The organism is Phyllobacterium sp., assembly GCF_037994405.1.
Taxonomy (GTDB): Bacteria; Pseudomonadota; Alphaproteobacteria; order Rhizobiales; family Rhizobiaceae; genus Phyllobacterium.
This window is the reverse complement of the sequence record NZ_JBBNAN010000367.1, coordinates 1-11,372: the sequence shown is the minus strand read 5'-3', so window position 1 is coordinate 11,372 and position 11,372 is coordinate 1. Positions and strand designations below refer to the sequence as shown.

General features: G+C 56.4%; 14 protein-coding genes. 2 read left to right on the top strand and 12 right to left on the bottom strand.

Annotation, left to right across the window (positions count from 1 at the left end; translation table 11 throughout):
• Window positions 1-10 precede the first annotated feature (10 nt).
• A complete protein-coding gene (locus AAAC48_RS20540; RefSeq protein WP_340655964.1) occupies window positions 11-805 on the bottom strand; it encodes a MipA/OmpV family protein in 795 nt (264 codons plus the stop codon).
• A gap of 284 nt (window positions 806-1,089) precedes the next feature.
• On the opposite strand from AAAC48_RS20540, the gene AAAC48_RS20535 reads away from it, so the two are divergent.
• Window positions 1,090-1,758, top strand: coding sequence for a response regulator (locus AAAC48_RS20535; protein WP_340655963.1), 669 nt, complete (start codon window positions 1,090-1,092; stop codon window positions 1,756-1,758).
• On the top strand, window positions 1,748-3,160 hold the full coding sequence (locus AAAC48_RS20530; protein ID WP_340655962.1) for a sensor histidine kinase: 1,413 nt from the start codon (window positions 1,748-1,750) through the stop codon (window positions 3,158-3,160). The genes AAAC48_RS20535 and AAAC48_RS20530 overlap by 11 nt, the downstream gene beginning before the upstream one ends.
• Window positions 3,161-3,204: 44 nt before the next feature.
• Here the strand turns inward: AAAC48_RS20530 and AAAC48_RS20525 are convergent, their stop codons facing one another.
• The 11 genes from AAAC48_RS20525 to AAAC48_RS20475 all read right to left on the bottom strand — a co-directional run.
• Window positions 3,205-4,083, bottom strand: coding sequence for an ABC transporter permease (locus AAAC48_RS20525; RefSeq protein WP_340655961.1), 879 nt, complete (start codon window positions 4,081-4,083; stop codon window positions 3,205-3,207).
• A 17-nt stretch (window positions 4,084-4,100) separates the two neighbouring features.
• Window positions 4,101-4,919, bottom strand: a complete 819-nt coding sequence (locus tag AAAC48_RS20520; protein WP_340655960.1) for an ABC transporter ATP-binding protein — start codon at window positions 4,917-4,919, stop codon at window positions 4,101-4,103.
• Between the two features lie 107 nt (window positions 4,920-5,026).
• Window positions 5,027-6,043, bottom strand: a complete 1,017-nt coding sequence (locus AAAC48_RS20515) for an ABC transporter substrate-binding protein (RefSeq protein ID WP_340655959.1) — start codon at window positions 6,041-6,043, stop codon at window positions 5,027-5,029.
• A gap of 146 nt (window positions 6,044-6,189) precedes the next feature.
• The gene (locus AAAC48_RS20510; protein ID WP_340655958.1) at window positions 6,190-6,408 is read right to left on the bottom strand and encodes a hypothetical protein; all 219 of its coding nucleotides are present in this window, start codon (window positions 6,406-6,408) and stop codon (window positions 6,190-6,192) included.
• Window positions 6,408-7,160 carry a COG4280 domain-containing protein gene (locus tag AAAC48_RS20505; protein ID WP_340655957.1) on the bottom strand — a complete coding sequence of 251 codons (753 nt, stop codon included), beginning with the start codon at window positions 7,158-7,160 and terminating at the stop codon, window positions 6,408-6,410. Before AAAC48_RS20505 ends, AAAC48_RS20510 begins: the two co-directional genes overlap by 1 nt.
• A gap of 54 nt (window positions 7,161-7,214) precedes the next feature.
• Window positions 7,215-7,742 carry a tyrosine-protein phosphatase gene (locus tag AAAC48_RS20500; RefSeq protein WP_340655956.1) on the bottom strand — a complete coding sequence of 176 codons (528 nt, stop codon included), beginning with the start codon at window positions 7,740-7,742 and terminating at the stop codon, window positions 7,215-7,217.
• A 146-nt stretch (window positions 7,743-7,888) separates the two neighbouring features.
• Window positions 7,889-8,377 (bottom strand): acyl-CoA thioesterase, encoded by a 489-nt coding sequence (locus AAAC48_RS20495; RefSeq protein WP_340655955.1) that lies wholly within the window; start codon window positions 8,375-8,377, stop codon window positions 7,889-7,891.
• Window positions 8,378-8,513: 136 nt separating this feature from the next.
• Window positions 8,514-8,906, bottom strand: a complete 393-nt coding sequence (locus AAAC48_RS20490; RefSeq protein WP_340655954.1) for a hypothetical protein — start codon at window positions 8,904-8,906, stop codon at window positions 8,514-8,516.
• Window positions 8,907-9,063: 157 nt separating this feature from the next.
• Window positions 9,064-9,933, bottom strand: a complete 870-nt coding sequence (locus AAAC48_RS20485; protein ID WP_340655953.1) for an SDR family NAD(P)-dependent oxidoreductase — start codon at window positions 9,931-9,933, stop codon at window positions 9,064-9,066.
• Window positions 9,934-10,029: 96 nt separating this feature from the next.
• Complete coding sequence (locus tag AAAC48_RS20480; protein WP_340655952.1) at window positions 10,030-10,812, bottom strand: hypothetical protein; 783 nt, start codon at window positions 10,810-10,812, stop codon at window positions 10,030-10,032.
• Window positions 10,813-10,822: 10 nt separating this feature from the next.
• A partial coding sequence (locus tag AAAC48_RS20475; protein ID WP_340655951.1) for a protein-S-isoprenylcysteine O-methyltransferase occupies window positions 10,823-11,372 on the bottom strand: 550 nt, incomplete at its 5' end.

Here is an 11,372-nt window from a genome sequence, read left to right as displayed (position 1 = left end):
CAGTCAGCGTTCAAAATCCAATCTGAAATGATCGGCTTAGCACAAATCCCACCGTGTTCTGGTTGGCTGAACCGAGGTTGGTGACGATCGGGCTGTTTGCGGCATCGCCGACAAGCCGGTTCAAATTTGTCATAGACCTGGAGGCTCGTCGTGTCGTCGCGCCGAGCACAAAACCAACGGACTTGATTCCGGCCTTGGGATAGAAGGTGTTCAAACCCCCGTTGGCCTGAGCTTCGAACGCCGATACGCCGAAATTGTTCTGCATACAGGTCGTATCGGCAAGCGACACACGCGGACCCGCCGAGAACATGAAGGCGCGTCCATAGGGTTGGAACCAATCGGCTGCAAAGTCGGCAAGGAAACCATCATTCTTGCGAAGCCCTTGCCGGGCTTCCACCCGCAAGCGCAGTTTATCTTCAACGGGGCAATATTGTGCATAGGCACCAACAACGCCCCAGCTGATGTCGTGCAGCCCTTCGAGGCCAGAGTCATCGGATTTTGTGCGGCTGCCGCGAATGTTGGCCACAGGTCCCAGTTCCACGCCGCCCAACTCAAACAACGAATAATCGAAACCATCATCCGGAGCACTCAGGCCAGCCGGTTCGCCCCATCGCCTTATGTCAAAGGAGGGAACAAAGCTGAACGAGCCGTGCCGGGATCCTTCAAAGGATGGCCCGTATTCAGTGCCAGCTCCGAGGGTTACAATCCAACTCCTGTCAGAAGGGCTTTTCGTCGTATTTTGCGCATGCGCCGTGCTCAGGCAGACGCCAAGGCATACGCCCTGCAGCAGCGTCCTTTCAAGCATTGAGCATCGCGAAACCAACGGCATAAGCTTCCACATATCAGATGAGGACAAAATAAAGGTAAAATGCGTCTCGTTTCGCTACGTCTTAGAACATGTTTAAACATTCTTCGCGTGAGTTCATTGCGCCTATCGATCGAGCTGAAGATATTCCTGTTCTGTGCGGTCGTCGCCATATAGTTGCGTGATCCAGCACGCCCCGCAAAACAGGATAATAGGAAGAAGTTCAATGTCTCAATGAGCGGCGGGATTGGTTAATCGGGGCCTACGCTATATAGTGTTTGCCGATGCGCATCCTTCTTGTCGAAGACAACAGAGAACTGGCGTCCTGGCTTGGAAAAGCTCTCCGCCAGGCGCAATACGCTGTTGATATTGTCCACGATGGTGAGGATGCCGATCACGCCCTGCGCCTTGCAGAATATGCCCTCGTAATCCTCGATCTTGCGCTGCCTAAGGTCGATGGCATGACAGTATTGCGGCGGCTGCGCCAGAGGGCCAACAAAGTCCCGGTGATCATATTGACGGCCAATGCCAGCCTCGGGGGCCGTGTTGCTGGTCTCGACGAAGGGGCCGACGACTATCTTGCCAAGCCGTTTGAAATCGCCGAACTCGAAGCGCGCATCCGGGCCCAGTTGAGGCGTGGAAATGATCGGGCGTCACCCGAAGTCACTATTGGGGAATTGCTCTTTAATGGTCGAACACGCCAGTTCTTTCTTTCAGGCGAATCTTTGTTGCTGACGCCGCGCGAACATGCCGTCCTCGAACATCTTGTTCTGAAATCCGGAACGACCGTAAGCAAGACCGCATTGTCAGAAAGTGTATTCGGCTTTGACGATCTTGCGGATCCGAGCGCGATCGAAATCTATGTCCATAGAGTGCGTAAGAAACTCGAGGGAAGCTCGGTAAAGATCGCGACGCTTCGTGGCCTTGGATATCTTCTACGTCATGACGAATGATGTCACGCCTCGATCTGCCCGAACCTCACCTCCTCTTTGGAAACGCTCGGCCGAAAGCCTCCGCTTTCAGCTTCTGCTCTGGATCGTTCTTCCGCTCATCAGTGTGATTTGCATCAATCTGTTCACCAGCTTTCAGTCCGCTGAAGCAACGGCGGATTTGATCAATGACCAGATGCTGCTGTCCTCTGCCCGCGTCATCGCCGAAGCGGTGGCGGTTGACACCAATGGCACGATCGAAGCGGATATCCCGCCGGCTGCCTTGGAAATGTTTGATACTGGCCACGGCGACCGCGTCTTTTACAGGGTTATCACCGCTTGGGGAACGCTCGTCACGGGGTTCCTTGATTTGCCGTCTCCAACGAAGGAACAAACGGGCGAAGACGCTGTCTTTCGCGGCGACAAGGTGCGGGTCATGATGCTCAACCATCCCGTGGTTGGCCTCGCCAAAGATGCGACAGTCTCCGTTTCAGTCGCTGTGACACTCAACAATGAGAGTGCCATGCGCCAGCGCCTGTGGCTGTCGGATTTCACCAAACAATTGCTGCTTGTGCTCGTTGCCGGTTTGGTCGCGGTCATCGGTCTTCAGCGCGGCCTGGCACCCGTGTTGAAACTGCGTGATGCGGTCCGGCAGCGCGATCGCGAAAGGCTGGATCCTTTCAATTCACAAAGTGTTCAAAGTGAACTTCGCCCGCTCGTCCACGCACTCAACGATCATATGGAAAGGGTACAGGGCCAAATGTCTGCACAGAGGCGTTTCGTCTCCAACGCTGCACATCAATTGCGCACGCCATTGGCGCTGGTAAATACGCAGGCAAGTGTTGCCGCACGTGAAGAAAATCCCGCTCGGCGAAACGAAGCGCTGCAGGCATTGCGAACGAGCACAAAGCAGCTGACGCGATTGGCGAGCCAGCTACTAACACTATCGCGCGCAGAACCTGGCAGCCGCAGGCCACGCCATGACACGGTGGATTTGACCGTCGCAGCAAGGCAAGTTCTGGAAACTTACGCGGAAACAGCATTAAAGCGTCAGATCGACCTCGGATTTGAAGCAAGCGGACCGGCATTTGTTGAGGGAGATGGCACGATGCTGTCCGAGATGCTGGTCAATCTCGTTGACAACGCCCTTCGGTACACGCCGGCCGGCGGCACCGTGACGGTTTCTCTTTCGCTGGAGGGCGAGTGGGTGTGCATTCGGGTTGAGGATAATGGTCCCGGCATTCCTGAAAGCGAGCATGAGCAAGTATTTGAGCGCTTCTACCGCATCATGGGGACGCAAGCCGAGGGTAGCGGACTTGGGCTCGCCATCGTGAAAGAGGTGGTCGATGGCGCAAGCGGCGATGTCGCACTGAAGACAGCACCGAATGGCGGCCTGATCGTGGAGGTCAGGCTACCGGTTGCATGAAAAGACCGGGACGAAGCCCGGTCTCCTTCCCCCGCAAGTTCTGGTTACTGCATATCTGTGTGCTGCTGGGGCCGCCATTTTGCCAGCCGGTTTTCGATCATCGTCATGATGAATTCGGCGACCAGGGTCACAAGCATGACAAGTACAATTGCTGCATACATGCCGGCCGCATCGAATGTTCCCTTGGCGATAGAAATCAACTGCCCAATACCAAACCGCGCACCGACGAACTCGCCAACGATCGCACCAATAATCGCAAAGCCGAAGCTCACATGCAGGCTGGCAAAGATCCAGCTCATTGCCGAAGGGACGACCACGGTCCGGGTCACCTGCCAATTGGAAGCACCAAGAATTCGCGCATTCGCAATCATATTGCGGTCAGCCTCGCGTACACCCTGAAAAGCGTTGGCAAAGACGACGAAGAACACCATGATGAACGCCAGTGCGACCTTTGATGCGAGGCCAAGACCCATGATCATGATGAAAATTGGCGCCAGGACCACGCGGGGAATCGAATTGATCGCCTTGATGTAGACGGAGAATATGTCCGAAAGGAACTGGTTACGACCAAGGCCAATACCAACAAGGACGCCAGTGACTGAGCCAGCGACAAAGCCGATCAGCGCCTCTTCCATTGTGACCCAAAGATTATACCAGAGCGAACCTTCGGCGGTGCCCTCGGTTATCCATTCATAGAAGCGCGCCACAATCGCACTTGGGCTGGAATAGAAGAACGGGTCGATCCACAGTCGGTTTGATGAAACCTCCCAAAGTCCAAGAATGCCGAGCAGGATGGCGATCTGCCAGAACCGGACAGCGTGTTTGCGGCGTTGCAGTACCTTGACTGCAGCAGCTTCAATCTCGGCGTCGGACGTGCCCGGACGGAATACGGGAAGGGTGCTGTCGAGTGGGGCGTCGGTCATGATGTGTTTCCTCCGGTTCAGGCGGCCTGGCTCGCGCGGCGATAGCTGGTTTCCACCTCGTCGCGCAGATCCTCCCAGATCGTGCGGCAATATTCGATAAAGCGCTGCTCATAGCGAATTTCGGCAACGATCCGCGGGCGCGGCAGATCTATCGGATAGACCGATTTCACCGTCGCCGGCCCGGCGGTCAGAACGTAGACTTTGTCGGCGAGTGCGACAGCCTCCTCAAGGTCATGGGTCACAAAGACGACCGATGCTTTCCGATCTGCCCACAGGCGGAGGAGTTCTTCGTGCATGACCGTGCGTGTCTGCACATCGAGTGCCGAAAAGGGCTCGTCCATCAATAGAATTTCAGGCTCATTGATGAACGTTTGAGCGAGGGAGACGCGCTTGCGCATACCCCCCGAAAGCTGATGCGGATAGTGTTGCTCAAACCGTGACAGCCCGACCCGGGCAAGCCATTCTTTGGCACTCCGCGCGGCTTGCGCACGTGACTTGCCGCGGAATAACGGTCCAGCCATGACATTGTCGATGACATTCCGCCAGGGGAAGAGTGCATCGGTCTGAAAGACAAAGCCAACGCGCGGATCGATACCATTAACGGGTTTGCCCATCAGGCGCACTTCACCTGCACTAGGCTTTGCGAGGCCGGTCACAAGATTGAGCGTTGTCGACTTGCCGCAACCGGTTGGCCCGACAACGGCGACAAACTCACCGGGCGCCACCGTCATGTTGAAATCGCGCAAGGCAGTCAGCGATTTGCCCGTCGGAGAGACAAAGCGCCGACTCACATTGATCAGCTCGATCGCTGGGACCTGAGACGTATTCTGCTTCATGGCTTTAACCTGACGCGTGCCGGATAACGGGCGTGCACGCAGTACCCGACATCAATCGAAATGCCGCTTCCAGCGCAAATCAACTGGCAGCGGCGTGACCAGAAAGTCTATTTGGCAGCTTTCACGAATTCGGATGTGTACGTCTTGGAAAGATCGATCTGCTTGCCCTTGACGTTTTTCGAGAAGGTAGACAGCACTGCAAGCACGGTCTTGGGACCGTCCTCCGGCATCACGCCGTCGGCAGTGAACATAGCCTTGCCATCGGCGAGCGCTTTGACATATCCGTCCTTGTCGCCCACGTAGAAGTCCTTCGGCATCTTGTCCGCGATGTCTTCAGCACTGTGCGTATTGATGTATTTCAACGTTTTGACAAACGCGTTGGCCAGTTTCTGTGTCGTCTCCTTATGTGCATCGACCCAGGACGTTTCCATGTAAAGCGAGGCTGCGGGATAGGTTCCGCCAAGCGCGCTGCGTGTTGACTCGACCGAACGCATATCAATCATTACGCGTGCTTCATTGGTTTTCAGCAGACGCGAAATGGTCGGCTCCGTCGTCATGCCAGCTTCGATCTTGTCCTGTTGCATGGCTGCAATGAAGGTCGCGCCTGCACCGACGGGAACAGAGGTGAAATCGCCGGGCTGCAGACCGGCTTTCGACGCAAGATACTGTGTAAGAAAGTTTGTGGAGGAGCCAAGCCCGGTCACGCCAAGGTTCATGCCTTTGAAATCGGCCGCGGATTTGATCTCGGGATGCTTCGTTGACGCAAGTTCAACTTCCCCGGGAGCCTGGCTGAACTGAACCACCGATTCCACGAATTTGCCTTTGGCCTGCAGATCGACACAGTGATCGTAAAAGCCGACCACGCCCTGAACCGCGCCAGCAAGCAACTGGTTTTCGGCGTCGACGCCGGCCGGCTCATTAAGCAGCTCGACATCAAGGCCTTCATCCTTGAAATATCCGAGTGCCTCGGCAAGCTTTGCCGGCAGATAGATATGCTTCTCATAACCGCCGACCATAATGGTAATCTTGTCGTCAGCATGTGCGGTTGGCATATTGCCCAATGCGCCAACTGCGATTGTGAATGCAAGGGCTGTGGTCTGGAGAAGCGAGCGTGAGAGCGTCATTGTTCCGTCCTTGGTTGGTTTCCCGCATCTTCTGTTCTAGTCACATGGACATGTGCTTTTAACGATGCGGGCTCAACATAAGCCACGTAACCTTTCAGCCAGCTTTCAGCGCCATGCACGAGAACGAAACCGCATTTCCCGGCTTCTCATTCGTCGATTTTCTTTCGCACTGCCCGATAGGTGCTTTCGGCAAGGATCGCGATGCAGCCGATCAGCAGCAGAATACCACCGATGAAGCCGGGCAATCCTGCAAATTCGACTGCCGCTGCGATCACGGCGATCAGAACCATTGCGAAGAGCGCCAATGCTCCATCATCGATGAACATGCCGATCAGTTCTCGTAGGGCGATGTGAAGGACGTTCATCAGGCGGCCGCCTTTACGTTGGAACTATGATAACCTCGCAACATGCGCACGGCGATGAAAGAGAAAATGGCAAGCACGGCAAGGATGGCGATCAGCGCAAGATCGGCGCCGGGCCAATCGGCACCGAGACCTTCTCCGGTCCAGAATATGCCGAACGCCGTGAGCAAAAGGCCAACCACGAATTTCAGCGTGTTTTCCGGCACCCGCGACAACGGCTTATGCACCACAATGCCAATAATCAGCACCAGGAGGCAGGCTGCACTGGCTCCGAGGCTGGCGTAGCCCACCATGCCGCGACCGGCGCCGACCGCGATGACGATGAATACGACCTCGATGCCTTCGAGGAGGACTGCCTTGAACGCTGCGGTCGCGGCGAGAAAGTCCGCGCGGCGATCTGCCGCCTGACGTTTCAATTGATCTGTTTCTTTTGCATAAGCCTCGCTCTCATCATGGAGTGCAATAAAGCCTGATGCACGGAGGATCGCTTTGCGCAGCCAGCGCATGCCAAACAGGATCAGCAGTGTTCCGATGACGAACTGCAGGAGTTCGACCGGAATCTTTCCCAGGAGCGGTCCGAGGATGAGGACCAGAGTGGCAAGGACGGCGAGTGCAAGTCCTGTGCCGATGAAAGCAGGTCGCCAACTGCGTGACACGCCGACCGCAAGAATAATCGTGAAAGCTTCGACGACCTCGACAAAGGAGCCGAGGAAGGCTGCCGTCATGGTCGATGCGATGGTTGTGATGTTGGTCATGAGCAAATCCGTCTACGGCAGAGGAAACAAGGTTGTACTACACCGAGGTCTGCATCACGAGTTCGGAAAACCGAGCCAAGGTTCCAGCGTTTCAAAGGTGCGATCCATGGCAAAGGCCGGATTCGCTGAAAGTGAAATATGCCCAAACCTGATTGAGATCTGCGCTTCCGCATCCTCCTCGCTCCCATGCGCCAGCGCCGCCACATAGAGGGCGGCGGCCAGACCACTGCGATCTGCACCGCCTTCACAGTGGATGAGGATTGGCTTCTCCGCCTGTTTCAGGATCGACAGGAGCGCCGTCGCTTCATCTTGAGACAATTCATGCCTGGCCGACATACGGAAATCGAGATGTTTTAGGCCGAGACGGGACGAGGCTGCCACTTCCTTGTCATACCAGGCCCGGCCGCTGTTCTCGCCGCGCAGATTCACAATTGTCTTGATGCCATAGGTTTCTTTGTAGGATGCAAGTTGCGCCGGGCTTGGCTGCGCTGAACGGTATAGCTCGCCGGGAATCGTGGTGTGGAAATTCCCCGCCAGACGCATGACGCCGTAATAACCTGCGGTGATTGTTATCAGAATCATGAAGAACGCAAGACCTCTGACGATTGGCCGAGACCAATTCATGAATGCGGTGGGCAGGTCATTTCTCATGGTCGTTTGTTCTTTCGAATGAGAGGCATGCTGTGTGATCGACAGATTGCTGATTTGCTGCCCGGCTCAGGCGTGTGCTATGGCTTGCCAGTACCCGCGGCCCGGAACCGCGTTTCGAACTCCCGTCGCAGGCTGCGCCTTACTTCCGCCGCGCGTAAACGTTGCTGCGCAATCTCTGTTGCCGGATAATATGCCGGCACCGCGGTTGGTTTACCATCTGCATCCACGGCGACCATGGTGAAATAGCAGGAATTCGTGTGCCGGCGCGAACCGCTGCGGATGTCTTCAGCCTCTACCCGAATGCCGACTTCCATGGAGGTACGGCCAGCATAATTGATGGATGCACGGAAAGTCACCAATTCGCCGACCATGATTGGCTGACGAAACACGACCTGATCGACGGACAGAGTAACGGCATATTGCTTGGAGAAACGCGAGGCACACGAGAAGGCGACGCGGTCCAGGAGATTGAGGAGGGCACCGCCGTGGACCTTGCCGCTAAAGTTGGCCATATCGGGCGTCATCAGGACGACCATCTCAATTTGACTTGTATCGGTGCCGTCCATTCTTATCTGCCTCCGTTGTCTTAAGCGTCCGGTGGGATCAGCCATGGTCCCAATATGAAGTCAACGGGCAGTTCTGCACCATAAAGCAAGGACAATTGGTGCCGCTGGTAGATGTGAGGCTGGATGCCAGCGGCGATTAATAATTCCTGATCACGTTCAGAAAAATTGTCGCGATGCTTGTCAGATGACCGTCGCCGCCCTCCCGGTACGCTTGACGGCCCGCTGCCACTATCGCGTCGAACAAACCGTTTCGCGCCTCTCCCATCCTGGCGATTTCGTCAACACGTTGTTCACTATTTTCATACGCGTACTTCGTGTCCAGGTAGGTCGTCATTAGCCGCTTCCGGCGCTCGATGTCATCGGTCATCGCGCTATAAAAGCCCCAGACAAACCAGGCTTCACCGGTTTCCATGTCGGCGTCGCTGATTTGACTGCGCTGCCGATCGGGAAGCCTTGCTCGCTGTGCGTCAGCTGTCCGGCTTGCCAATTCATAAGCCTCGCTGTCCGACTTGCTCGTTCCGGATTTCATGCCAACCTCCAAAGAAGTCATTCAGCTCATTCTACCACGCACAATACAAAATGGACCGATTGGCGACAACCTAACGGCCTGGAATATATCTTCCGTGCGGTGCCTGAGCTGCCACGGCAGCGCCACTTGGCCCGTCTTTCGCCCGCCTTGACCGCTCTTAACTGCGTTTCCGGATCCGGCGGGCCCCGTGGCATTTCTTGAACTTCTTGCCCGAGCCGCAAGGACATGGGTCGTTGCCGCTGCGCTGCAGTTTGGCGACCAGGGGCAGCACAATTGCAGAAGGCAAGACAGCCGCCGCAAGAACCAACAGCCTCGCCGAGATGCCCGGTACGACCAGACGACGACCCGATTTGAATCCACGCCATCCACGTTCGGCCACGACTTCCGGATCCAGCTTGGGCAAAAGGCTGAACAGCGATGCATGTCTGGCGCCGGCCCTCGCGTAAAATTCCGTCGACACCGGTCCCGGCGCTAAACATGTCACAGTGACGCCCGTTCGATGCACTTCCTGGTGAAGCGCCTGTGAAAAGGAGCGTACGAACCCCTTGCTGGCGTAGTACAGGGCCATATAGGGCCCTGGCGCGAAACTGGCCACGGAGCTGAGGTTGATGACGCCGCCCCGCTTGCGCGCAACCATTTGCGGCAGGAAATGGAGCGTGAGTTCCGTGAGAGCACGGATGTTGAGATCTATGATGCCAAGCTGATCATCAATGGGCATAGCGGTCGCCGCGCCTCGCAGGCCATAACCGGCACTGTTGACCAATACATCGCAGACCAAACCATGTGCTGACAGGAAGTCCTCGACCTGCCTTGGCGCGTCGCCGGCGAGAAGATCCAGCCCGAGCGTGAATGCCTCGCCACCGGCCTTCCGCACGTCGGCGGCGGCAGCACTCAAACCCTCCGCCGAACGCGCAGTGAGCACGACCGCGCCACGCTCCCGGGCAGCGACCCTGGCAATTGCCCGTCCGATACCACCGGAAGCGCCGATTACGACGACAGCCGGCCGAGGCTCACCCTGCGAAATCATGACACTGTCTCTGAAGGCGCTGTGCCTGTGACTTTGGCAAGCTTTCCTCAGTCATTTTGAAACATATCCTCACCCAAAATACACCCAGGCGAATGATCACCGGTTGAAATCCTCCCGACCTGCCGCAACGCTAGCACTTTGCCCGAGCAGTTTCACTTCATCGGCGACAGCGCCGTTCAAGATCTTTTCGAATCGTTCGAGCGCGCGCGCGACGTTGGCTCCATCCATCACCCGGTGGTCGTAATGAATGCGGACATTCACTGATCCGTCCTGGCCGATCAGACCGTAGTTGAGGAGTGTGGTCAAAGGCGTAAGCGGATTGAGTGACTCTGCTCCGAGGCCCGAATAGACGGACAGCTGGAATGTGCCGAAACGGTTTGCTCTCTGCCGGCCAATGTTCAGTCCGAGCCACATGAGGAGCCGCCTGATCGGCGTCGGGATACGCGCAATGCCCAAGGCACGGCGAAACTCCTTCACCTCCAGGACCGGACGTGACCGTGCTACCTGGATCAACGTCTCAAGTTCTGCAATAGGTCGGTGCTCCGGGTCCTTGATGAGGCTCAAGAGTACGACCCGCTCGCCGTCATACTCGCGCTCATGCGCAATTGAGGCAACGCTGAGGGGATATTCGTAAAGTTGCGGCCAGGGAAACTTTACGTAGGCGCGCCTTAGCTCTGGCATCTCCTGAGCGAGAAGGGCATACCCTTTCAAGAAGAGCACGGTCCAGGATGGCTTGGCGTGCAGCGACATTCTGGCCCGCACCAGCGAACCGAGATTCATGCGACGCTGCACCGTGACTCGCGGTATTCCAATCGAAAACCTCATCAGGTCGTTGACCAGGCGGCGGGGAGCTGAAAGCTTGAGGGCTCGGCCTCGCATCGTGTGACCTCTAATACAGATAAGGGATGATTCTCTTGGTTCTCTCCATATAAGTACGATATTGCGGGCCGAAGTTCTCTAACATCATACGCTCTTCCTTATTTACCCGCAGAAAAAATAGGATTGCAAAGCCGATCAAGCCTGCCAGACCCACAACCCAGTTCGACAGCAGCAAGGCTTGGCCAAGCGCAATAAGAAGGAAAGACGTGTACATCGGGTGGCGGATGAGGGCGTAGGGCCCGGAACTGATCAGTTGATGCTTTTCGCGAATCTCCAGCGTGATCGACCAATTCCGACCCAGCTCTTTGTGGGATCTGCGAAAAACCCAGAGTGCCAGACCGAAAATGATCGCCCCAAGCGCAACCGCCCACGCGCTAGTCGGATAGTTGGCGGTTTCGGGGATGCCGGTGGCGACATAGATTCCAGGCAAGAGCGCAAGACCAAAGAGAGCCGAGGCAAGACCTGCGATGTCAGTGGGTGAACGGGCATCTTTCACAACTTGCACACGCTTGGCGCGGCGTTCGAAGGGATAGCGGATGACATACCAAGCAACGATGCCG

Bases quoted from the DNA above. Each gene is read 5' to 3' on its own strand.
- AAAC48_RS20540 (WP_340655964.1), bottom strand. From the start codon at position 805: ATGCTTGAAAGGACGCTGCTGCAGGGCGTATGCCTTGGCGTCTGCCTG.
- AAAC48_RS20535 (WP_340655963.1), top strand. From the start codon at position 1,090: ATGCGCATCCTTCTTGTCGAAGACAACAGAGAACTGGCGTCCTGGCTT.
- AAAC48_RS20530 (WP_340655962.1), top strand. From the start codon at position 1,748: ATGACGAATGATGTCACGCCTCGATCTGCCCGAACCTCACCTCCTCTT.
- AAAC48_RS20525 (WP_340655961.1), bottom strand. From the start codon at position 4,083: ATGACCGACGCCCCACTCGACAGCACCCTTCCCGTATTCCGTCCGGGC.
- AAAC48_RS20520 (WP_340655960.1), bottom strand. From the start codon at position 4,919: ATGAAGCAGAATACGTCTCAGGTCCCAGCGATCGAGCTGATCAATGTG.
- AAAC48_RS20515 (WP_340655959.1), bottom strand. From the start codon at position 6,043: ATGACGCTCTCACGCTCGCTTCTCCAGACCACAGCCCTTGCATTCACA.
- AAAC48_RS20510 (WP_340655958.1), bottom strand. From the start codon at position 6,408: ATGAACGTCCTTCACATCGCCCTACGAGAACTGATCGGCATGTTCATC.
- AAAC48_RS20505 (WP_340655957.1), bottom strand. From the start codon at position 7,160: ATGACCAACATCACAACCATCGCATCGACCATGACGGCAGCCTTCCTC.
- AAAC48_RS20500 (WP_340655956.1), bottom strand. From the start codon at position 7,742: ATGATTCTGATAACAATCACCGCAGGTTATTACGGCGTCATGCGTCTG.
- AAAC48_RS20495 (WP_340655955.1), bottom strand. From the start codon at position 8,377: ATGGACGGCACCGATACAAGTCAAATTGAGATGGTCGTCCTGATGACG.
- AAAC48_RS20490 (WP_340655954.1), bottom strand. From the start codon at position 8,906: ATGAAATCCGGAACGAGCAAGTCGGACAGCGAGGCTTATGAATTGGCA.
- AAAC48_RS20485 (WP_340655953.1), bottom strand. From the start codon at position 9,933: ATGATTTCGCAGGGTGAGCCTCGGCCGGCTGTCGTCGTAATCGGCGCT.
- AAAC48_RS20480 (WP_340655952.1), bottom strand. From the start codon at position 10,812: ATGCGAGGCCGAGCCCTCAAGCTTTCAGCTCCCCGCCGCCTGGTCAAC.